The sequence below is a fragment of the Nitratireductor sp. genome (genome assembly GCF_017794765.1).
Classification (GTDB): Bacteria; Pseudomonadota; Alphaproteobacteria; order Rhizobiales; family Rhizobiaceae; genus Nitratireductor.
Genome location: NZ_CP051236.1, coordinates 338,994 through 359,850 on the forward strand (window position 1 = coordinate 338,994; position 20,857 = coordinate 359,850).

A 20,857-nucleotide genomic window follows, 5' to 3' on the forward strand; every position below is an offset into this window, starting at 1 on the left:
GAATATCTGGAAGGGCCACTGCAGGAGGAGAGATCGCCAATGAGCGAATTGAAGCTCAGGGTACGCAAATCCGAGGCATTGACACCGCAGATCCGGGCTCTCGAACTGGAAGCGGTCGATGGTGGCCCGTTGCCGGGCTTTTCGGCCGGCGCGCATATCCGCGTCGCGCTGCCCGATGGCTCGGATCGGCACTACTCTCTCGTCAACACCAGCACGGAAGCCGATGCGACCGGTTCACCCGCCACCTATCGCCTTGGCGTGCGGCTCGAGGAGGACAGCAAGGGCGGCTCCCGCTTCATGCATGGGCTCAAGGAAGGCGAAATCATCGAGACTTCCGCCCCACGCAATGACTTTGCGCTGGTCGACGCACAAGCGCCTGTCCTTCTCATCGCCGGTGGTATTGGTGTCACACCGCTCATCTCCATGGCCGCCGAACTCAAGGCGAAGGGTCGCCCGTTCTCGTTCCACTATGCGGGCCGTTCGCGCACTCTGCTGGCCTTTGTCGACGCGCTTGAAGCCATCGAGAGCACGGCGCTCACCATCCATTGCGACGATGAGCCGGACACCTGCATCGACCTGAAGGCGCTGATCGGCAAGGCGCCTGCCGAAGGCCACATCTATGTGTGCGGGCCGCGCGGCATGATCGAGGCGGTGCGCGAAATCGCCCATGCCCGCGGCATCGCGAAAGACCATGTGCACTTCGAACTGTTCGAGGCCCACGAGGCCGAAGCGGGCGACAAGCCCTTCGAAGTAGAGATCAGTTCCACGGGTCAGGTTTTCACCATTCCGCCGGGCAAGTCCATCATCGACGTGCTTGAGGAGGAAGGCGTCGACCTGATCTACGATTGCCAGCGCGGCGATTGCGGCATCTGCCAGACAACGGTCCTGTCCGGCATTCCCGACCACCGCGATGTCATCCTCACCGACGATGAACGCGCAGCAAACGACGTCATGCAAATCTGCGTATCACGCGCAAAATCCGACCGGCTCGTCCTCGACCTCTAGGAGACCGACCGGACGGCGGCCAGCAAGGGAGTAGCAAGCCATGAGCCGTTACGCGAACAACCCGGAGGCGATCAGAAATCTGATCCGGCCCACGGAAGTCCACCGCGACGTCTATATCGATCAGGAAGTGTTCGAGCTGGAGATGAAACATCTCTTTGCCAACACCTGGGTCTTTGTCGGCCATGAGAGCCAGACGCCCAACAAGGGCGACTATTTCACCACCGAGATCGGCACACAGCCGGTCATCATGGTGCGCCATTCCGATAACGAGATCTACGTTCTGCACAATCGCTGCCCGCACAAGGGCACGAAGATCGCCATCGACCGCACGGGCAACACGGGCAAGTTTTTCCGCTGCCCCTATCATGCATGGTCGTTCAAGACGAATGGCTGCCTGCTCGCCATCCCGCTGCGCAAGGGCTACAAGGACACCGGGCTCGAAGAGAGCGAATCCGTCAACGGCATGGCCCCGGTCGGTGCGGTAAAAAACTATCGCGGGTTCATCTTCGCCCGCCTCAACAAGGAGGGCCCGGACTTCGAAAGCTTCTTCGGAGAGGCGCTCAGCTCCTTCGACAACATGGTCGACCGCTCGCCCGAGGGCCGTCTGGAAGTGGCCGGTCCGCCGCTGCGCTATATGCATCGCTGCAACTGGAAAATGCTGGTCGAGAACCAGACCGACACCTGCCATCCCATGGTCGCGCATGAAAGCTCCGCCGGCACGGCCATCGACCTGTGGGAGAAGATGGACAAGCCCGAGGGCACGCAAAAGCCCATGGCCATGGAGGTGATCGCCCCCTTCATGAGCCCCTATGAGTTCTTCGAGAACATGGGCATCCGCACCTGGCCGAACGGCCACGGCCACACCGGCGTGCATCACTCGATCCACTCCGACTATTCGGCCATCCCCGGCTATTACGAGCAGATGGTCGAGGCCTATGGCGAGGAGCGCGCAAAGGCGATCCTCGGCGAAAACCGGCACAACACGGTCTATTTCCCCAACATCATGATCAAGGGGCCGATCCAGCAATTGCGGCTGTTCACCCCCATCGCCGCCGACAAAACCCTGGTCGAAAGCTACATCTACCGGCTGGTGGGCGCGCCCGACATGCTTCTGGAGCGCACCGCCATGTACAACCGCATGATCAACGCGCCCACCTCCATGGTCGGCCATGACGATCTGGAAATGTATGAGCGCGCGCAGGAAGGCCTGCACTCCGATGGCCTCGAATGGGTCAACGTCCAGCGCCTTTACCAGGAAGGCGAGAATTTCGACGAGATCGCCGTCGAAAACGGTACCACCGAGCGCCAGATGCGCAACCAGTTCCACGCGTGGGAAAAGTACATGACGATGACGATGGAAGGAGACGCGCAATGAAGGCTCCCACCCGCGACGACCTGATCGACTTCGTCTATGAAGAAGCCCGCATGCTGGACGATGGCCGCTTTGACGAATGGCTCGATCTGTGGACCCACGACAGCTATTACTGGATGCCGCTCGACTACAATCAGGAAGACGCCAAGCACGTCACCTCGCTGCTGCATGAAGACGCCTTCATGCGCAAACTGCGCGTCGAGCGTTTCAAGGGCGAGCGCACCTTCTCCCAGAAACCGAAGACCCGCTGCCACCACGTTCTGAACCGCCCCTTCATCGACCATATGGACGAGGAGAAGGGTGAGTATGTCACCCACACGGCGTTTCACTATGTGGAGACACGGCTCGACGACCAGATCCTGCTCGCCGCCACGGCGCGCCACGAGTTGAAACTCATCGAGGGAAAACTGAAGATCACCCACAAGCGCGTCGATCTGCTCAATTCCGATGCCGCCTTCGGCAATATCCAGATGTTCCTTTGAAAGCGCGCAGCAGATGAAATCGCAGATCCCGCCGTTCGACACCGTGTTCGCGGCCTTTGCCGACACCGCCGGGCGCTGGCCCGAGCGCCCCTTCCTGCACGTGCTGGAGGAGACGGCCACGGTCTACGACATTCCCGCCGGCGAACTCTCCTATGGCGCGGCGCTTGCCGAGATCGAGCGGTTGAGGAACGCCTATGCCGCCGGGGGTTATCGCACGGGCATGCGCGTCATGCTCCTGATGGAAAACCGGCCAGGCTTCTTCCTGCACTGGTTCGCCTTAAATGCGCTCGGGCTCTCGGTCGTGCCGGTCAATCCGGACCTGCAATCTGCGGAGCTGGAATACATGGCCGGGCACGCGCGCCCGGTTCTGGCCGTGGCCATTGCGAGTCGCGTGGCGGATCTTGTACAGGCGGCTGCCGCCTCCGGCGTCGGCTTTCCGGTCGTCACGCCGGAGGCCGACACCCCGCCGCTCGATCCGCGCTTTGCCGGCATGGAGACGCCGCAGGGTGCGCCGCTCAGCCGCGAAGCGGCCATGCTCTACACCTCCGGAACCACGGGCAAGCCCAAGGGCTGCGTCCTGTCGAACCTCTATTTCCTGCATTCGGGCCGCTGGTACGCGAAGGCGGGCGGGCTTTGCGCCATGAACGAGGACGGCGAGCGCATGATCACGCCGCTGCCGATCTTCCACATGAACGCCATGGCCTATTCGCTGATGGCGATGGTCACGGTCGGCGGCTGCCTCATCGCGCTCGACCGCTTTCACCCGCGCAGTTGGTGGCAGAGCGTGCGTGACAGCCGGGCCACCTGCCTGCATTATCTGGGCGTCATGCCGTCCATTCTCATGAAAGCCGAACCCACGAAACAGGACAGGGCGCACAATGTGCGCTTCGGCTTCGGCGCGGGCATTGATCCCAAGCTGCACGGCCCGTTCGAGGAGCGCTTCGGCATTCCGCTGATCGAGGGCTGGGCGATGACGGAGACGGGGGCCGGCGCGGTCATCGTTGCCAATCACGAGCCCCGCAAGCGTGGCACGAACTGCCTCGGCCAGCCCGGCCCGGATATCGAGGCCCGCGTGGTCGCAGACGACGGCAGCGAGGCAACTCCCGGCCAGCCCGGCGAACTTCTGGTGCGCCATGCGGGCGAGGATCCGCGTTTCGGCTTCTTCTCCGAATATTACGCCAACCCCGAGGCCACCGCCGAAGCGTGGGAAGGCGGCTGGTTCCACACCGGCGACATCGTCATGCGCGACGCCGATGGCGACTTCTTCTTCGTCGACCGCAAGAAGAACGTGATCCGCCGTTCCGGCGAGAACATCGCCGCCGTGGAAGTGGAATCCTTCTTGATGCAGCATCCCGACATCAAGGCGGCAGCGGTCGCAGCAGCCCCGGACGAGCTGCGCGGCGACGAGGTTTTCGCCTGTCTCGTGGTCGAGAGCGGCGAACGCGATGAAGCGCGCGCCCGCGAAATCGCCGAATGGTGTCTGGACCGCGTCGCCTATTACAAGGTTCCAGGCTACATCGCCTTTGTCGACGCCCTGCCCCTGACCTCGACGCAGAAGATCCAGCGCGGCGAACTGAAAACACTGGTCGCCCGGCTTCTCACCGATCCGGCAACGGTCGACACACGCTCCATGAAGAAAAGGCGGGCAGCCTAATGGCGGGTCGCACCTCAAGACGGATGGGTTATGAGGGCGTGGTGCTCGCCGCACCCGCCACCACGCCCTATCAGCGTTTCTCCAAGGAAACGGCGCATTGGTGGATCGCCCGCGCGCTGCGCCAGTCGCTTCAAAGCGCTGGCCTCGGCCCCCGCGATGTCGATGGCTTCTCGGTGGCAAGCTTCACGCTCTTTCCCGACACGGCGGTGGGGCTAACCCAGCATCTCGGCCTCACGCCGCGCTGGCTCGATCACATCCCCATGGGCGGGGCAAGCGGCGTCGTGGCGCTCAGGCGCGCAGCCCGCGCGGTGCAGGCGGGCGACGCCGACATCGTCGCCTGTGTCGCCGGCGACACCAACCATGTCGACAGTTTCCGGCGCATGCTCTCAAGCTTCAGCCGCTTCGCGCAGGATGCATCATACCCTTATGGAGCGGGCGGGCCGAATGCCTGTTTCGCGCTCCTGACCGACCACTATATGAGCGCCTATGGCGCGACCCGCGAGGATTTCGGCCGCATCTGCGTCGCCCAGCGCGACAATGCGCTCCAGAACCCGCACGCGGTGATGAAAAAGCCGCTCACCATGGAAGACTATCTCGGCGCGCGCATGATCTCCGATCCGATCGCGCTGTTCGATTGCGTCATGCCCGTCAGCGGCGCCGAGGCGTTTCTCGTGATGCGGGAAGAAGACGCCCGCGTCGCCGGCCTTCCCTACGCCCATATTCGCGGCAGCATCGAACGCCACAACGCCTTCCCCGAAGACCCGATCCAGATGCGCGGCGGCTGGGCCATGGATATCGATGAGCTTTACGCCATGGCCGACGCCAGGCCCGACGACATGGACCTGTTGCAGACCTATGACGACTACCCGGTCATCTCCATGATGCAGTTCGAGGATCTGGGGTTCTGCGGGAAAGGTGAAGGTCCGGCCTTCGTGCGCGAGCGCGACCTCACCATTGCCGGCGACTTTCCGCACAACACGTCGGGCGGTCAGCTTTCAGCCGGACAGGCAGGAGCCGCGGGCGGCTTTATCGGGCTGGTCGAGGCCATCCGTCAGGTCACCGGCGCAGCCGGTCCCACCCAGGTGGAAGGTGCTCGAACCGCCATGGTTTCCGGCTTCGGCATGATCAACTACGACCGTGGCGTCTGCTCCAGCGCCGCCATCATTTCGGGAGCGGGCACATGACCGACGCCATCCTGCCGCCGCCGAAGAAAGACCCGCAAAAGCGCACCCGCTCACAGACGCTGCCCTCGGGCCTCAGAAGCCGCGCGGCACTGGGGCTGACGGCGGCAGCAGCCGAGGGGCGTTTCATGCTGCAGGTCTGCGGCGAATGCGGCGCGCTGCAATATCCGCCGCGCGACGCCTGCTCCACCTGCCTGTCGACCGACCTCCCATGGCGCGACATCGACCCGGCAGGCGAACTCATCGCTGAAACCACGGTGCGCACCAGCACCAACACCTATTTCCGCGAACGCACCCCCTGGCGTGTCGGCACCGTCCGGCTCGACGCCGGCCCCTCCGTCATGTGCCATGTCCATGGCGATGTGCCGCGCGGCGGCAGGGTGCGCATCATCAACCGGCTCGACAAGTCGGGCCAGGGCGTTCTCTACGCCCTGCCTCCCGAAGGGACGCCCAACATGGAAGACGATCCGCAACTGCGCGAAATCACCGCCGATCCGAAATTCCGCCGCGTGCTCATCACCGATGCGCGCAGCGAAAACGCCGTGGCGCTGGCCGAGGCCTTTGCGAAGGCCGGCGCGTCGATCATCTTCATCGGCGAGCCGGAAGGCTGGCGACCCTATCCGCACCGCCCGGCACTCGAGGCGATCCCCAACGTCCAGATCGTGCCGCTCGACGTCACCGACACCGCGTCGGTCGCCGAGCTTGCCGGAGAGATCGGCGGCAAGACGGACATTCTCGTCAACAATGCCCGCTTCGTGCGCCCCGGCGGCATCATGGACCGTGGAGACACCGTGTTCGCCCGCGACGAGATGGAGGTGAACTATCTCGGCCTGATGCGGCTTGCCCAGTCCTTCGGCCCGGCCATGCGCGGACGCGGCGCAGACGGCGACAACAGTGCCGCCGCCTGGGTCAACATCCTGTCGGTCTACGCTTATTCCAACATGCCGGCCTTTGGCGCGTTCTCCGCTTCCAATGCCGCTGCCTACTCGCTGTCGCAGTGCCTGCGCGCGGAGATGCGCCCCGGCGGCGTGCGCGTGATGAATGTCTATACCGGCCCGACGGACGACGCATGGCACCAGCCCCTGCCGCCACCCAAGGTCGCGCCCGCAGCCCTTGCCCGCGCCATCGTCTCCGGCCTCAAAGACGGGCTGGAAGATGTGTTTGTCGGCGATGTGGCGAAGGACCTGATCGAACGCTGGCGCGCCGGCGCAAAAGTGCTGGAGCGCGAGATGAGCGAAACCGACGGAGGCGGCGCATGAACGTCCACGCAACCGACCCATCCGCCCTTCTGGGCAATCTGGCGGAGGCGCTCGCCACCGGCGCCATCGAGGTGGTGGACCTCACCCACACGCTCGATCAGGATTTCCCGGTCATCGTGCTGCCGCCGGAATTCGGCCAGTGCGCCCGCTTCCGCATGGAAGAAGTGTCCGCCTATGACCATCGCGGGCCGGCGTGGAAATGGCACAATTTCACCTGCAGCGAGCACACCGGCACCCATTTCGATGCGCCCTCGCACTGGATTTCTGGCCGCGACGTGCCCAATGGCAGCGTCGACGAGATCCCCGCCGAGCGCTTCATCGGCCCGGTCTGCGTGATCGACTGTTCCGAAGGCGCTGCCGCCGACGAGGATTTCGAGCTGACGCCGGAGATCATCGAGGCGTGGGAGGCCGAGCATGGCCGCATTCCTGCCGAGAGCTGGGTTCTGATGCGCACCGACTGGTCGAAGCGCCGGGGCGCGGCCTATCTCAACATGCGCGAGGATGGCGCACATTCGCCCGGCCCCACGCCGGCGGCGATAAGGCTTCTGGTGGACGAACGCGGCATTCGCGGTTTCGGCACCGAGACGGTCGGCACAGACGCCGGTCAGGGGTCGCACTACACGCCGCCCTACCCGGCCCATTTCTATCTTCACGGTGCGGGGCGCTACGGCCTGCAATGCCTCAACAATCTCGACCGGCTTCCGCCCACAGGCGCCATGCTGATCGCAACCCCGCTCAAGATCAAAAACGGCACCGGCAGCCCGCTGCGCGTGGTGGCGCTTGTGCCCGGCAGGACCTGACACGATGGATAAAGAGCTTACAGCCGTCATCACCGGCGGCAACAAGGGTATCGGCGCGAACCTCGCCCAGACCATGCTGGATGCGGGCTACCGCGTTGTCTCGGTCGCGCGCCGCGCACCTGAGTTCTCGCATGAACGGCTGAGTTCGGTCGAGGCGGACCTGTTGGACGATGCAGCCGTGAGCGAAGCCGCAGCCGAGATCGCGGGCAGGCACGCGGTCACCCATTTCGTACAGAATGCAGGCCTCATCTGGCCGAACCTCATCGAGGACGCCAGCGCCGAAGACATTACCGGCCTCGCCCAGCTTCACCTGGGCTCCGCCCTCACGCTTTTGAAAGCCTTCCTGCCTTCGATGAAGGAACGCCGCTTCGGCCGCGTTCTCTTCAATGGTTCACGTGCAGCGCTCGGCGCGCAGACCCGCACCGCCTATGGCGCGTCCAAGGCCGGCATGGTTGGCATGGCGCGCACCTGGGCGCTGGAGCTCGCCCCCCATGGCATCACCGTCAACGTGGTTGCGCCGGGACCGATCCAGACCGACAATTTCTGGGGCATCATCCCCAAGGGCAGCGAGCGGGAAGCAGAGCTTGCCAAACGCATTCCCGTTGGCCGGCTCGGCGCGGTGGAAGACGTCACCAACGCCTTCATGTTCTTCGCAGATCCGAAGGCAAGCTTCGTCACCGGGCAGACGCTCTATGTCTGCGGCGGCGCAAGTGTGGGAAGTATGCAGCTTTGACAACGGCCCACGTCAGTTACTGGCAGTGACGATCGAGCGCGCCGCCTGAAGCAGCGGGTCGTCGTCCCTCTCTTTCAGGTATGCGAAAACCAGCCGCGCGGCAGGATGCGCCTCGCAGATCAGGTCTACCTCCCCGACAGCTTCAGCCGAGCGCGCAGCTTCTGCATGCAGCAGACCAACGCCGACACCACCTGCGATCAGTGTTCGCGTGACCTGCTCCCGGTCAACGCTGATGATACGCGCGGGCCGAAAATTGTACCTGCGAAACAGCGCCTCGGCCGTTTCCCCGCAGCATGTGTCCGGAGCAGGGCATATCCATGGAAGCTCCGCCAGCTTCTGCCAGTCGGGCTCGTCTTTGACTGCCACCGTTCCCGGTGGGACGGCGAGATAAATGGCAAAGCGCGAAACATCGACCACGTTCAATTCATCGCCGGGCCTGTCGGTCTCATTGTAAAAGCCGGCATCCAGCCCGCCACTGCGAATCTCCTCGGCAACGGAACGCGACGTGCCATGCCGCAGAACGACGTCCACCTGCGGATAGCGTTCGGCAAAACCTGTCATCAGGCGCCCCAGCGCCTCAGGCCCGGAGTTGCAGCCCATGCCAAGCCGCAGGCGTCCCGTCAGACTGCCCTTGATGCGCGTCGCTTCCTCAAGCAGTTCCCGGTGGGCTCCCAGCGTCTGCTCCGCCCTTGCCAGCAGACGTTCTCCGTCAGGGGTCAAATCCATGCCGCGCGGTGTGCGTTCGAACAGCGAAAGCCCGAGCGTCTCCTCCATCGCCTTGATATGCGCGCTGACGGCGGGCTGGCTGAGATGGATGCGCTCCGAGGCCCGCGTGATGCTCCCCTCACGGGCAACGGCGACAAATGTCCTTAGCTGCTGAATATCCATTCCTGCCTCATCGCCCGGTAGTCAGACGCATGTCTACACCATGCCGAGAGCATACCACCACAGGAGATCGAGCGGCATCAGCACGAGCGCGCCGATGGCGAACATCACAAGGCAGAGCCGGACCACCGCACCTGTCGGCAGGTCACCCAGTTGCATTGCCGTTATCAGCGGCGGTGCCTGATAGGGCAGGAACACGTTCGAGAAGGCCAGAACCTGCGTCATCAGAACCGTGGTCAGCGGCAGCCCTGTCAGAGCTGAAAGGTTCTCGGCCACTGGTGTCATCACAGCAGGAACGCCGGGCAGATTGGTAATCATTGCCACCAGCGTTGCAATGCCCGTCAGCATGGCCACATTCCAGAAGGGCCGGTCTGCCCGAAATCCGGCAACACCACTCAGCCTTTCCACCACCACTTCGCCAAGACCGGTGGATGAAAGCACCGCTCCAAGACCAAGAATGCCGGCGACAAAGAAAAGCGACCCGTAATTCACGTCCTCATTGATGCACTTCTTCGAGGTGAGCCCGGACCCCGGCCACAGGCAGTAAAGACCTGCGGCAAGCGCGATCCAGCCCGGCGAGATATGGTGGAGCGTATCGGTCAGCCACAGGGCAAGGCACAGCCCCAGCACCATTGTCAGCCGCCTTTCCGCCGGGGACATCCCCGGCAGGTCTGCCGGCACCTCCGGCTGGCGCTGCGGATCGCCATCGGGAAACATCTTCAGGATGAGCACAACGAGCACGCCCGCTTTCAGAAGCCCCAGCACCGGGAAATGAATGGTCAGATAAGACCAGTAGGAAATGCGCGCGCCATGAAGCGTCTCGGCCATACCTGCCAGGATCATGTTGGGCGCGTTCGCGGGCAGGATGGTGAAGGCCGGCAGACAGGTTCCGAAGGCCGCGGCCAGTATCATTCCTGTGCGCCCGTTGCTCTCCTTGCCATATCCCATGTGATCGGCAAGCGCGATGACGATCGGCAGAAGCAGCACGATACGGCCGATGGAAGACGGCATGACGAAAGCCAGTGCCAGACTGAAACCAGTCACACCCGCAATGACCGTGACATAGCGCGTGCCGAGCATCCCGGCGAGCATTGCCGCCATGCGCTGACCGAGCCCTGTGTAACGGATCGAAACTCCGAGGATGATCCCTCCGAAAAGCAGCCAGAAGGTCGACGAATGGAAACCTGAGAAAACTGCCTGCGCCGGCGCGATACCGGAAAGCATGGCAATGAGGAAAAACATCAGCGCGGTCCAGTATTCGGGGACCAGAGCCGTCGCCCACATGCCGATGCAGAAGACCGCAAGCGCCGCGGCAATTGCCATTTCCGCCGGCAACAATAGGCCGGTGACGGCACCGACAGCACCGGCGATGGCCACAACACCGATGGATTTCAGAATGTTCCCGGCTTGCCCGGCACCTTGCGAAGCCACCCCGGGAAGCCCCGCGAAAGGGCGCGGGAGCGGCAGGCGCGATTGTTCGTTCATGAGATGAGGAGACCTCCGGGAAGCAATGTCTTATGGAAGACATTGCTCTCTTCCCCCTTCCCCGATCCAATCGTTTGTTGAAATGTGTGCCCTCAGAAAAACGGAGGGAAGCGCCACGGATATGGCTGCTTCCCCTTTAAGAACGCAGGTGACGAAGAAATCCGGATCTAGCTTTCGTGAGGCTCGTACCGCAGTCCTTCCACAATACGAAGAAATGCGAGTTGTCCGGGATCAACCAGCCCCCGGCTCTTTTCACCGAACATGCGCGCGCGCCCCAGCTTGTTCGGTAGATCCCGATAGCGCTTCAAAGTCTCCCCGGCTGCATTGATCGTCGTCTCGACCATCACATGCGGTGAAGTCCCCTCAAGCGCACTGGCAACGGCATCGAGACTGTCGAGCACGGTTTTGTCACCCAGATTGCCCTTTCCGCGCGCCATCATGGCGTCACGCGCGGCAGCAACGAGGCCCGGCATCTCCTCGGGCTCGATCCCGGGCTTTCCTTTTTCAAGTTTCGCCGCCGCCATGAAACCCGTGGCAAGCAGCGTACCGTAGGAGGATGACGAGACGCGCTGAAACGCCTTTGCCACTTCGAGGAGCGCCATGCCCACATCATCGGGAAGCTCTGCCGTTGCGGCCTCCGCAAACCCTTTTGACACGGTGATCCCAAGATCGCCGTCCCCGAGGGCACCGTCAGCAGCGCAAAGCTCTTCGCTGGCCGCAGCGGTATGGGATGCAATGCGTTTAAGAGCCTCTGAAATCGCCTTGCTGTCGATCATCGCCTGCTCCTAGACGCGCCAGAAGGCGCATTCGGCCCGCGCCTTGAGCAGGTCTTCCATTTCATCGTCCAGCTTGATCATCGTGATCGTTGCGCCCGTCATTTCCATGGAGGTTGCGTAACGGCCGACCAAAGGCATCACAATCTCGATACCCGCCGCATCAAGCACCTTCTTTGCATGCCGATAAAGAATGTAGAGCTCTTCGGCCGGCGTTGCGCCCAGCGAATTCACCAGAATGGAGATGCGGTCACCCTTCGCAAGCGGCTGGTCAGCCATCAGACGCTCCAGCATTTCATCCGCGATCTCGTCTGCAGGCTTGATCGCGTCGCGCCAGATGCCGGGCTCGCCATGGATGCCCATCCCCATTTCCATTTCCGTCTCACCGATCTCGAAGGTGGGCTTGCCCGCCTGCGGGATAGTGCAGGGTGTCAGCGCCATACCGATGGAGCGGCAGGCATCTGCCGCCTTCTGGGCAATGCGGGTGACTTCATCCAGGTTGTCGCCGCGCTCGGCGGCCGCACCCGCGATCTTGAATGCGTAAACCATGCCGGCCACGCCGCGCCGCTTCTCGGCCTCTTCCTTCGGAGCGGAAACGACGTCATCGGTCAGAAGCACGGTGGTGGTGCGGATGTCGTGCTCCATTTCCGCCATCTCACCGGCCATGTCGAAATTCATGACATCGCCGCCGTAATTCCCATAGAGGCGCAACACGCCCGCGCCGCCATCGGCCAAACGGATTGCCTCGGCCATCTGTTCGGCGGACGGGCTGGCGAAGACGTCACCGATGGCACAGGCATCGAGCAGGCCGGCGCCCACATATCCGGCAAAGATGGGCAGATGGCCCGAGCCACCGCCAGTCACGATACCGACCTTGCCCGTCTTCGCCCCCGCGGCCCGAGCAATGACCCGGCGCACGGGCTGAGCGTAGATTTCAGGATGTGCTGCGACCATGCCTTCCAGCATCTCATCGACATAGTCAGCCGGATTGTTAAGAATTTTCTTCATGCTTGTCCTCCCTGGGAGTTGTGTTCGAAAGGATCACCCCGCCTCCAATGGGCGTTTCATGCGCTGGCGGTGTCTGGCGAGACGGTCGATGACGATGGGCAGGCCGGTTCCCACGATGATCAGACAGCCGATCACGAATTTCTGCCAGTAAGACGGAACGCCGGCCATCAGCAGCGTCGTGTTGATCATGGTGATGACGAACACGCCGAGAAGCGTGCCGAGCACCGTGCCATGCCCGCCGGTGATGCGCGCGCCGCCCAGAACAACGGCAGCAATAACATTGAGCTCCATCCCAACCAGATCGAACGGATTGGCCATGCGCGAGAGCGTGACATGCGTCATGCCGGCCAAGCCGGCAATCGCGCCAGCGATTACATAGATCAACACCTTGACCCGCCTGATGCGGATCCCGATTCGCTGCGCCGCCTCCTCCGAACCGCCGATGGCATAGACCTTCCGTCCGAAAACGGTGAAGTTCATGATGATGGCAAGGACGATGGTGACAGCGACGAGCACCAGAAAGGAAGCGGGCAGCGAAACCATCTGGCCCACGGCATTCTCTATACGAATGAGAATCGTACGGGAAAAATTGATCACCTCCCGAGGCACCGATGTGATGTAGGTGGTGCCGAGAAAGGTGAGCAGCGCACCGCGAAAGAAGGAGAGTGTGCCGAGTGTGACGATCAGCGTGTTCAATCCAAGGCCACCGATCAACACACCATTGATGAGGCCGAGCCCCGCACCAATGATTGCGGCGATAACGAAATAGGCGATGATCGGCAGATCGAGATCGATGCCGAGAACGATCTTCATCGTCGCGTACATGGCAAAGGCGCCGATCGCGGTGTGCGAGACGTCGATACCGCCGGAGGCGAGAACCATCATCACGCCAAGCGCGAAAATGCCGGTCACCAGACCGTTGCGGGCAAGATCGATCAGCGTGGCGGGTGTGAAAAACGCCGGATTGATGAGCCCCAGCACGAGGGCGAACAGAACCGCGACGAAGAACACGATACCCTGTGGCGTGGCAAAGATGCGGGCCAGCGCGTTCATGCCCGGTCCTCCCTGATGACTTCGTTGTAGAGTGTGTCTTCATCCACCGTCGCGGCATCGAAGCCTGCAGTGATGCGTCCGCGCACCATCACCAGAATACGATCGGAAAGTGCGAGCGCCTCGGGAATGTCGTCGGTAACAACCATGACCGCCGTGCCGCTGCGGCTGAGTGAGACCAACAGTTCGTGGATTTCGCGTTTCGACCCCACATCGACGCCTACGGTGGGACCGTTCAGGATCAGCAGTCGGGGGTCGCGCTCCATCCAGCGGGCGAGCACGACGCGCTGCTGGTTGCCGCCCGAAAGTGTCGCCACGGCGGGCGTTACGTCGGGTGTCTTGATGCGCAGGTTCTTCACCGCATTGCGGGCGCGTTGCAGCAGGCTTGTGGCGCTGACAATCCCAAGCTTTGTGGACTTTTCCAGGCTGGAAACCGTGATGTTGTCGCGGATCGGCTGATTGAGGAAGAGGCCTTCCGTCAGCCGGTCTTCCGGCACATAGGCGATCCCCCGCTCGATGGCATCGTGCTGGCTTTTGAAAGTGACGGCTTCGCCGTCGAGCTCAATGCGCCCGGCATCCGGCTGCATGTAACCGAACAGGGTCTGCGCCAGCTCGGTCCGGCCGGATCCCAGAAGGCCGACCACGGAGACAATTTCGCCTGGTCTCAGCTCCAGATCCACATCGACGAAATTGCCGCGGCGACCGAGGCCGCTGGCCGCGAGAAAGGGGCGCTGAACGGAGCTCTCTTCGCGCGGCAGGCGCTGGCTATCCACGGACCGGCCGGTCATGGCTTCCACAAGCCGCCCGGCATCGAACTCACCGATGGGCCCTTCCACCACGACCGCACCGTCGCGCAGAACCGTCACCGTATCGCAGACGGCAAAAACCTCTTCGATCTTGTGGCTCACGAACAGAAAGGAAACGCCTTCCTTCTTTAGTGTGCCGACGATGTCCAGCAGATGGGCGACCTCGCTGCGGGTGAGCGCTGTGGTCGGCTCATCCATCACGATGATGCGCGCCTTGTTGGCGAGTGCGCGGGCAATGGCGACGAGCTGTTTCGACGCGACCGGCAGAAGTTCGACCGGCGCATCGGGGTCGATCTCCACCTGCATGCGCTTCAGTGTCTCGATGGCCAGCTTGCGGCGGACGCTGCGCCTGTGCACGACATCTCCCGACGTGACCGATGTGAGAAAGCCGATATTCTCCCAGACGCTCAGATTGGGAAACAGCGAAAAGTCCTGGTAGATGACCGAAAGACCAGCTGTGATGGCGCCCATGGGGTCGTCGCCCAACTGGCGGCCGTTTAGCGAAACCTGGCCTGCATCCGCGCTCACCACGCCCGACAGGATCTTGATCAGTGTCGATTTGCCGGAGCCGTTCTCGCCGGCCAGGCAGCGCACCTCTCCGGTGCTGAGTTCGAGATTGACGTCCTCGAGCACGCGTACCGGACCATAGGCCTTGCTGATGTTCCGCATCTGCAGGATGGGCGTGCTTCCGCTAGCTTCGTCGTTCATGGGAAATCTCTGTTGTTCAGGCAATGCCGCCGGGCGAACTGGCCCGGCGGCGGTTGGATCGAGAGGCGCGCAGACGATTGCCGCCCCTGACGACAGGGGGGCAAACTTGCTCCAAGCATCTCTCGTTTCCGGTCACGTCAACACGCTACGATCAGAAATCGTATTCATTCATGTTGTCGGTGGTGACGTCGACCCAGGCCTGCCCGTAGAGCACCTTGCCGTCGAGCTTGATGGCGTTGTAGCCCTCGACGCCGAGATCCATGCCGTCGGTGATTTCCTTGCCTTCGATGGCCATGGAAGCGACCTTGTTCATGGCGATGCCCGCCTTTGCCGGATCCCAGAAGGAGATCATGTTGATGGCGCCTGTCTCCAGATAGGGGCCGGCGACCGAAACAAGGCTGGTGCCGACGATCTTGACCTTACCGTCGAGGCCGGCTTCTTCGACAGCCAGAGCCGCCCCCACCACATCTTCACCGGCCGAGCCCTGAATGCCCTTGAGGTTCGGATAGGTGCGCAGAAGCTCCTTGGTCTTCTGGTATGCAGTCTGCTGCTGCTCGTTGCTCTCCAGCTTGTCGGTGACAAGCGTCATGTTCGGGTATTTTTCCTTCTGGTACTCAATGGCGGCATCCACCCATTCATTGTGGGTCTTGGCTGTCAGATGGCCGACGAACACGGCGTATTCGCCTTCTCCGCCCATGGCCTGTGCGAGGGCCTCCATCAGGTGACGGCCATAGGCCGCGTTGTCGAAAGCTTCCACGTCATAGGTGACATTCTGAAGGCTGGATGCTTCGTGACCGACCACCTTGATACCGGCGTCGAGTGCCTTGCCAAGAACAGGCTCCAGTGCCTCCGGCGAATTCGGCACCACAGTGATGGCATCCACCTTCTTGGCGATAAGATCTTCGATCATCTGGACCTGAAGTGCAGCATCGGCAGATGCCGGACCAACCTGAGTGGCGTCATGGCCGGTTTCGGCGGCATATTCCTTGACGCCTTCTTCCATGCGATTGAACCAGGCGATGCCCGAGAGCTTCACCACCGTGACGATCGAATGCTTGGCGTCCTGGGCGTGGGTGACGGCGCCGGCCCCGACGATCAGCGCGGCGCCGAGCGCCACTCCGGCGGTGAGTTTCCTTAAATTCAAAGCCATGTGACTCCTCCTGTTACAGTATAAAAGCGCCTCGACGGCCGGGATGGCCGCCTGTCAGGCTTCATCGGACGCCCGTTTTTCCGTTCCCCTCATGAGATCGCTGTTGCGGGCGTACAATTCCTTGAATGTGCGATAGCGCGCGTCATAGACGACACGATTTTCTTCCTTTGGCACGATGCTCCGTTCCATCGGGTTCCAGCGACGGATATCCTCGCGGCCGGCCGCGCCCACCGCGACGGCCGCGAGAAACGCGTTGCCAAAGGCGGCGCCGACCGTGTTGGCTGCAACCTCCTGAACCTTTCCGCTGGCGTCAGAGATTGCCTGCGACCAGACGGCGTTTTTGGTGCCGCCACCGACAGCGGCGATGCGGTCGATACTGGCGCCTGCCGCCTCATAGGTTTCGATCACCGAGGTCACGCCATAGGCGATGCCTTCGAGAAAGCCGCGATAGACGTCTGCCCGTGTATGGGTCAGATCGAGCCCGAAAATCATGCCGCGCGCATGGGGGTCGTGGATCGGAGTGCGCTCACCGGAGAAATAGGGCAGCACGACGATGCCGTTGGCGCCGACCGGCGCGCCCTGCGCTTCCTCCGCAAGCAGCCTCAGCGCGTCCTCGGCATTCAGCTCGCGAGCGAACTGTTCCTGAAACCAGCGTGTCAGCGTGCCGCTTGTCGATGTGCCCGACATACAGGCATGCTGTCCCTCGAAAAGCCATGGCGCATACCATAGCCGCCCATCCTCCACGCGATGGTCCGTGACCAGGATGATGAACATGGTCGAGCCATACATCATCATCATTTCGCCGGTACCGAGAACCCCGACACTGACAGCCTCCGATGCCGCATCGATGGTGCCCGCCGTGACCGGCGTGCCTGGCGCAAGTCCGGTTTCCTTCGCCGCCTGGTCTGTCACATGGCCGGCAATCTCGGTGCTCCACAAAAGCTCCGGCAAGCGCTCAGGTCCGATGATGCGGTCGGCGTACCGGTCGGTCCAGCGATTGCTATGGATGTCGTAGAGCGGGCTGGAGGACGATGCGGAGTAGTGGTCGATGACGAAACGACCCGTCAGCCGGTGCACGAGAAAAGATGAGGAGTTCATCACCTTGTGAGTGCGGGCGTAGATTTCCGGCCGTTTCTTTTTCAGCCACAGGATCTTCGGACCGACAGACTGCGAGCTGAGCGTGTTGCCGCATTCGGCAAGCAGCGTCTCCTCGCCAATCTCGGCGGTCAGTTCCTCGATCTCTTCTGCCGCGCGGGTATCGACGCCGTAGAGCACCGCATTCATCAGCGGATTGCCCTCTTCATCAACCGGCAACATGCAGGGGCCGATGCCGCTTGCCGCCACCGCCTTGATGTCTTGAGGGGCGATGCCTGTCGAGGCGATCAGTTCCCTGCTGATGGCGCAGAACTCGCCCCACCAGTCTTTCTCGGCATCATGTTCGGCCCAGCCGGGCTGCGGCACGATCATGTCGTGCCGCCGCTTGGCAGTCGCCAGAATGCGCCCCTCGCCGTCGGCCAGAACGCCCTTGGTTTCGAAGGTTCCGATATCGATGCCGAGATAGCAGTCCATCAGGTGTAGTCATCCCGGTTCAGGCTGAAATTCGCGTCGACCCGGCGGATCGCGGCGATCAGCAGTTTCGTGAGGGCTTCCAGGTCGCGCAGGTCGCACATTTCGAGCGAGGTGTGCGTGTAGCGGCACGGGAAGCACATATCGATACAGGCGACGCCTTCATTGACGAGCTGCACGTAAGAGGAATCCGTCAGTGCCCCGGTGTGGGCCGTGCGCTGAAGATTGATGCCCTCGGCGGCTGCGGTGTCTGAGAAGAGTTTCGGCAATGCCGGGTGCGGAATGGTGCCGTTCAGCGTTCCACGCCCGTGGAACGAATAGAGGCTCATCGCCGGGCCGTTACCGAGTGCGACTTCGCCGCGCTGGGTCATGTCCGGCGTATCGGCGTTGAGCGCCAGATCGAGCTGGATGGCAATGTCGGGATTGATCGCGCGGGCGGCGACCATCGCGCCCTGAAGGTTGAACTCTTCGAGCACCGCGAAGACGAAATGCACCGTGGGGCGCGGGCCTTCGGCGGCGAGCGCGCGGGCGACTTCCACGATCACCGCGCAGCCGGCACGGTCATCGACCGAGGTGCCGATCAGGCGGTTTTCATTGAGTTCGATGACGCGCGGGTCATAGACCACCGGTGTGCCGATCTCGATGCCCAGTGCCTTGACGCCTTCGGCATCTTCCGCGCCCACATCGATGAAGACTTCCTGGTAGGGCGTGACCTTGTATTTCTCCTCCGGCGGCGTGGCGTGATGGCTCTTGTTTGCAATCACGCCCTGCACATCGCGGCCTTCGCCAACACAGAAGAGAACAGCCTGCGCGGGCAGCGCCTTCTCCGGAATGCCGCCCAGCCGCTCGATGCGCACCAGCCCGTTCTCCTCGATCTTGCGCACCATGAAACCGAGCTGATCGGTGTGGGCGAAAAGCATGACCGAGGGCGCGCCTTCGTCACCTTCCAGCGTGGCGATCAGATTGCCTAGGCGATCCGTGCGAAGGACAAGCGGCAGATCGGCGAGCTCTTTCTCGATGCGGCGGCGCACGCGGTCTTCATGTCCGGACAGGCCCGGCGTCAGCATCAGGGTTTTGAGGAGTGAGCGGAGGCGCTCTTTCATGATTGGTGAGCCTTTCGTTTGAAAAACGCCTTCACATCGAAGGAACCGAAAGCCGCGCGATAGGACATGACCGCAATGAGCAGGCCGCCGAAGAACAGGTCGCGGGAGAAGGCGCTGAAGGAGAGGATGTTGAGCCCGCTGGAGATGAACTGCAGGCAGATCACGGCCAGGGCCACGCCGGTGACGGTGCCGAAGCCCCCCGCCGGGCTGACGCCGGCAAGAATGTTGATGAGGATGACGAGTAGAAGATAGGAGCTGCCATAATCGGCATTGGCCGAATTGACACGCGCCAGAACCACCAGACCGGCAAGTGCGGCGATAAAGCCGGCAATGGCGTAGATCTGGATGATCAGCTTCTTTCCCGGAACGCCGGCGAAATCGGCGGCGACCGGATTGGCACCAAACAGGCGCAGGCGCATGCCCACCGGTGTGCGGCGCAGAAGGAAAGCCAGTCCCGATGCGACGAGCGCAAAAAGCACGAGCGGAAGCGGGAGAACGCCGCCGATGGTCCAGTTGCCGAACGCCGTGTACCAGTCAGGAAGGCCGGTGATCGCCGGCCCTCGCGTGATGATGATGCCGATGCCGGCGAAAAGCTGCATGCTACCGAGCGTCGCGAGGATGGGCGGCAGCCGCAGATAGGCGACGAGAAAGCCGTTGAACGCGCCGCAGACAAGACCCACTGCGAGACCGGCAGGAATGGCGAGCCACGCCACGTCCGGCCCGGCTTTCATGGTCACCGCGGCCACGATCGAGGCCAGATTGGCGACGGCAACGACGGAAAGGTCGATGCCGCCGGAAATCATTGTCGGAAGAACCGCGAGTGACAGAAGCCCGAACTCGGGAAACTGGAAGCCCATGGACTGGAGGTTGGACGATGACAGGAATGTCGGGCTGGCGATTGCGAGCGCAACGAATATAAGCGCCGTCAATATGCCCAGGCTCTTTAAGTGTGAGCCTGTGGTGTCCTGTCTTGCGTCCATGGTCTTCCTCCCCTGGTCTTTCTGATCAGCCGCCGCGGGCGGCCTTCACGATCTGCATGAACTCCTTGGCCCGCTCCGGATCCACCGGGTTCCAGGTATTCCCGTCGACTTTGAGCGACGAGCCCACGATGCAGCCATCGGCGATCTTGAGAATGTCGGCCACCGTGTTGTGGCGAACGCCCGTATTGGCGAGGACCGGTGTGTCCGTGACCTTTTCCTTGACGGCCTTGAGGTCACTCATCTCAGCCGCCTCGCCTGTTATGGCGCCCGAAACGAGCACCGCGTCGGGAATTGAGGAAAAGACGGCGGAACGGGCCCGGTCGGCCAGTGGGCGCTTGTCCATGGAATCGGCGAACTCGGCCGACACGTTGTAAAGCATCACCAGATCATCACGGCCAAGGCGGTTGCGGTAGCGCAGCGCCTCGCCGGCATTCGGCGTCCACGGCCCCATGTCGGAGGCATAGGTGCCGGTAAAGATTTCGCGCACAAAGGAGGCGCCAGTCGCCGTGGCAAGAGCCACCGTGCTCATTGGGTCCCAAAGGACATTCACACCGAATGGCTTCTTGATCTCGTTGCGCAGCTGACCGATCACGTAGGCCATCGCGGCGGTGGAAGCGATATCTACCTTGAGCTCATAAGGGCGATCGTTCTCATTGCCGAACATCACTGCATCGACATCCGCCTCCTGCAGGGCGATGAGATCCTTTCGCGCCGCGGCGACGATGCCGTCAATGCCCGCATCCGCATCATAAAGGGGCGAGCCGGGCATCGGCAGAAGATGCACCATCGAGATGATGGGTTTCTTGTCGCCGAAGAGCTGCTTGAACTTTGACATTCCGTGCCTTTCTTTCTTGATT

General features: G+C 62.4%; 19 protein-coding genes. 8 read left to right on the forward strand and 11 right to left on the reverse strand.

Annotated features, from left to right (window positions below):
- Nucleotides 1–39: 39 nt before the first annotated feature.
- Genes HF949_RS01625 through HF949_RS01660 form a run of 8 tightly spaced genes read left to right on the forward strand, consistent with a single transcriptional unit; the run spans nucleotide 40 to nucleotide 8,486 of the window.
- Nucleotides 40–1,005: a PDR/VanB family oxidoreductase gene (locus HF949_RS01625; protein WP_292897923.1), complete on the forward strand. Its 966-nt coding sequence runs from the start codon at nucleotides 40–42 to the stop codon at nucleotides 1,003–1,005.
- A gap of 40 nt (nucleotides 1,006–1,045) precedes the next feature.
- Nucleotides 1,046–2,380 carry an aromatic ring-hydroxylating dioxygenase subunit alpha gene (locus tag HF949_RS01630; protein ID WP_292897925.1) on the forward strand — a complete coding sequence of 445 codons (1,335 nt, stop codon included), beginning with the start codon at nucleotides 1,046–1,048 and terminating at the stop codon, nucleotides 2,378–2,380.
- A complete protein-coding gene (locus HF949_RS01635; RefSeq protein WP_292897927.1) occupies nucleotides 2,377–2,859 on the forward strand; it encodes an aromatic-ring-hydroxylating dioxygenase subunit beta in 483 nt (160 codons plus the stop codon). Before HF949_RS01630 ends, HF949_RS01635 begins: the two co-directional genes overlap by 4 nt.
- A 13-nt stretch (nucleotides 2,860–2,872) precedes the next feature.
- Nucleotides 2,873–4,513, forward strand: coding sequence for an AMP-binding protein (locus HF949_RS01640; protein ID WP_292897929.1), 1,641 nt, complete (start codon nucleotides 2,873–2,875; stop codon nucleotides 4,511–4,513).
- A complete protein-coding gene (locus HF949_RS01645; protein ID WP_292897931.1) occupies nucleotides 4,513–5,697 on the forward strand; it encodes a thiolase family protein in 1,185 nt (394 codons plus the stop codon). Before HF949_RS01640 ends, HF949_RS01645 begins: the two co-directional genes overlap by 1 nt.
- The gene (locus tag HF949_RS01650; RefSeq protein ID WP_292897933.1) at nucleotides 5,694–6,953 is read left to right on the forward strand and encodes an SDR family NAD(P)-dependent oxidoreductase; all 1,260 of its coding nucleotides are present in this window, start codon (nucleotides 5,694–5,696) and stop codon (nucleotides 6,951–6,953) included. The genes HF949_RS01645 and HF949_RS01650 overlap by 4 nt, the downstream gene beginning before the upstream one ends.
- Nucleotides 6,950–7,753, forward strand: coding sequence for a cyclase family protein (locus HF949_RS01655; RefSeq protein ID WP_292897935.1), 804 nt, complete (start codon nucleotides 6,950–6,952; stop codon nucleotides 7,751–7,753). The genes HF949_RS01650 and HF949_RS01655 overlap by 4 nt, the downstream gene beginning before the upstream one ends.
- Nucleotides 7,754–7,757: 4 nt before the next feature.
- Nucleotides 7,758–8,486 (forward strand): SDR family NAD(P)-dependent oxidoreductase, encoded by a 729-nt coding sequence (locus HF949_RS01660; protein ID WP_292897937.1) that lies wholly within the window; start codon nucleotides 7,758–7,760, stop codon nucleotides 8,484–8,486.
- A gap of 12 nt (nucleotides 8,487–8,498) precedes the next feature.
- On the opposite strand, the gene HF949_RS01665 is transcribed toward HF949_RS01660, so the two are convergent.
- The 11 genes from HF949_RS01665 to HF949_RS01715 all read right to left on the reverse strand — a co-directional run bounded on the left by HF949_RS01665 (nucleotide 8,499) and on the right by HF949_RS01715 (nucleotide 20,835).
- A complete protein-coding gene (locus tag HF949_RS01665; RefSeq protein ID WP_292897939.1) occupies nucleotides 8,499–9,374 on the reverse strand; it encodes a LysR family transcriptional regulator in 876 nt (291 codons plus the stop codon).
- Between the two features lie 33 nt (nucleotides 9,375–9,407).
- Nucleotides 9,408–10,856 carry an SLC13 family permease gene (locus HF949_RS01670; protein ID WP_292897941.1) on the reverse strand — a complete coding sequence of 483 codons (1,449 nt, stop codon included), beginning with the start codon at nucleotides 10,854–10,856 and terminating at the stop codon, nucleotides 9,408–9,410.
- A 167-nt stretch (nucleotides 10,857–11,023) separates the two neighbouring features.
- Nucleotides 11,024–11,632: a dihydroxyacetone kinase subunit L gene (locus HF949_RS01675; RefSeq protein ID WP_292897943.1), complete on the reverse strand. Its 609-nt coding sequence runs from the start codon at nucleotides 11,630–11,632 to the stop codon at nucleotides 11,024–11,026.
- A 9-nt stretch (nucleotides 11,633–11,641) separates the two neighbouring features.
- Nucleotides 11,642–12,637 carry a dihydroxyacetone kinase subunit DhaK gene (locus HF949_RS01680; RefSeq protein WP_292897944.1) on the reverse strand — a complete coding sequence of 332 codons (996 nt, stop codon included), beginning with the start codon at nucleotides 12,635–12,637 and terminating at the stop codon, nucleotides 11,642–11,644.
- Between the two features lie 33 nt (nucleotides 12,638–12,670).
- Nucleotides 12,671–13,690 carry an ABC transporter permease gene (locus HF949_RS01685; protein ID WP_292897946.1) on the reverse strand — a complete coding sequence of 340 codons (1,020 nt, stop codon included), beginning with the start codon at nucleotides 13,688–13,690 and terminating at the stop codon, nucleotides 12,671–12,673.
- Nucleotides 13,687–15,201, reverse strand: a complete 1,515-nt coding sequence (locus HF949_RS01690; RefSeq protein ID WP_292897969.1) for a sugar ABC transporter ATP-binding protein — start codon at nucleotides 15,199–15,201, stop codon at nucleotides 13,687–13,689. Before HF949_RS01690 ends, HF949_RS01685 begins: the two co-directional genes overlap by 4 nt.
- A 151-nt stretch (nucleotides 15,202–15,352) precedes the next feature.
- Complete coding sequence (locus HF949_RS01695) at nucleotides 15,353–16,351, reverse strand: autoinducer 2 ABC transporter substrate-binding protein (protein ID WP_292897971.1); 999 nt, start codon at nucleotides 16,349–16,351, stop codon at nucleotides 15,353–15,355.
- A gap of 54 nt (nucleotides 16,352–16,405) precedes the next feature.
- Nucleotides 16,406–17,920 carry an FGGY-family carbohydrate kinase gene (locus HF949_RS01700; RefSeq protein ID WP_292897973.1) on the reverse strand — a complete coding sequence of 505 codons (1,515 nt, stop codon included), beginning with the start codon at nucleotides 17,918–17,920 and terminating at the stop codon, nucleotides 16,406–16,408.
- Complete coding sequence (locus HF949_RS01705) at nucleotides 17,920–19,020, reverse strand: M42 family metallopeptidase (protein WP_292897975.1); 1,101 nt, start codon at nucleotides 19,018–19,020, stop codon at nucleotides 17,920–17,922. The genes HF949_RS01700 and HF949_RS01705 overlap by 1 nt, the downstream gene beginning before the upstream one ends.
- Entirely contained in the window at nucleotides 19,017–20,000 is a 984-nt protein-coding gene (locus tag HF949_RS01710; protein WP_292897977.1) for an ABC transporter permease, read from the reverse strand. Before HF949_RS01710 ends, HF949_RS01705 begins: the two co-directional genes overlap by 4 nt.
- 25 nt (nucleotides 20,001–20,025) lie before the next feature.
- Nucleotides 20,026–20,835 (reverse strand): BtpA/SgcQ family protein, encoded by an 810-nt coding sequence (locus tag HF949_RS01715; protein WP_292897979.1) that lies wholly within the window; start codon nucleotides 20,833–20,835, stop codon nucleotides 20,026–20,028.
- Nucleotides 20,836–20,857 lie beyond the last annotated feature (22 nt).

Bases quoted from the DNA above. Each gene is read 5' to 3' on its own strand.
- HF949_RS01625 (WP_292897923.1), top strand. From the start codon at position 40: ATGAGCGAATTGAAGCTCAGGGTACGCAAATCCGAGGCATTGACACCG.
- HF949_RS01630 (WP_292897925.1), top strand. From the start codon at position 1,046: ATGAGCCGTTACGCGAACAACCCGGAGGCGATCAGAAATCTGATCCGG.
- HF949_RS01635 (WP_292897927.1), top strand. From the start codon at position 2,377: ATGAAGGCTCCCACCCGCGACGACCTGATCGACTTCGTCTATGAAGAA.
- HF949_RS01640 (WP_292897929.1), top strand. From the start codon at position 2,873: ATGAAATCGCAGATCCCGCCGTTCGACACCGTGTTCGCGGCCTTTGCC.
- HF949_RS01645 (WP_292897931.1), top strand. From the start codon at position 4,513: ATGGCGGGTCGCACCTCAAGACGGATGGGTTATGAGGGCGTGGTGCTC.
- HF949_RS01650 (WP_292897933.1), top strand. From the start codon at position 5,694: ATGACCGACGCCATCCTGCCGCCGCCGAAGAAAGACCCGCAAAAGCGC.
- HF949_RS01655 (WP_292897935.1), top strand. From the start codon at position 6,950: ATGAACGTCCACGCAACCGACCCATCCGCCCTTCTGGGCAATCTGGCG.
- HF949_RS01660 (WP_292897937.1), top strand. From the start codon at position 7,758: ATGGATAAAGAGCTTACAGCCGTCATCACCGGCGGCAACAAGGGTATC.
- HF949_RS01665 (WP_292897939.1), bottom strand. From the start codon at position 9,374: ATGGATATTCAGCAGCTAAGGACATTTGTCGCCGTTGCCCGTGAGGGG.
- HF949_RS01670 (WP_292897941.1), bottom strand. From the start codon at position 10,856: ATGAACGAACAATCGCGCCTGCCGCTCCCGCGCCCTTTCGCGGGGCTT.
- HF949_RS01675 (WP_292897943.1), bottom strand. From the start codon at position 11,632: ATGATCGACAGCAAGGCGATTTCAGAGGCTCTTAAACGCATTGCATCC.
- HF949_RS01680 (WP_292897944.1), bottom strand. From the start codon at position 12,637: ATGAAGAAAATTCTTAACAATCCGGCTGACTATGTCGATGAGATGCTG.
- HF949_RS01685 (WP_292897946.1), bottom strand. From the start codon at position 13,690: ATGAACGCGCTGGCCCGCATCTTTGCCACGCCACAGGGTATCGTGTTC.
- HF949_RS01690 (WP_292897969.1), bottom strand. From the start codon at position 15,201: ATGAACGACGAAGCTAGCGGAAGCACGCCCATCCTGCAGATGCGGAAC.
- HF949_RS01695 (WP_292897971.1), bottom strand. From the start codon at position 16,351: ATGGCTTTGAATTTAAGGAAACTCACCGCCGGAGTGGCGCTCGGCGCC.
- HF949_RS01700 (WP_292897973.1), bottom strand. From the start codon at position 17,920: ATGGACTGCTATCTCGGCATCGATATCGGAACCTTCGAAACCAAGGGC.
- HF949_RS01705 (WP_292897975.1), bottom strand. From the start codon at position 19,020: ATGAAAGAGCGCCTCCGCTCACTCCTCAAAACCCTGATGCTGACGCCG.
- HF949_RS01710 (WP_292897977.1), bottom strand. From the start codon at position 20,000: ATGGACGCAAGACAGGACACCACAGGCTCACACTTAAAGAGCCTGGGC.
- HF949_RS01715 (WP_292897979.1), bottom strand. From the start codon at position 20,835: ATGTCAAAGTTCAAGCAGCTCTTCGGCGACAAGAAACCCATCATCTCG.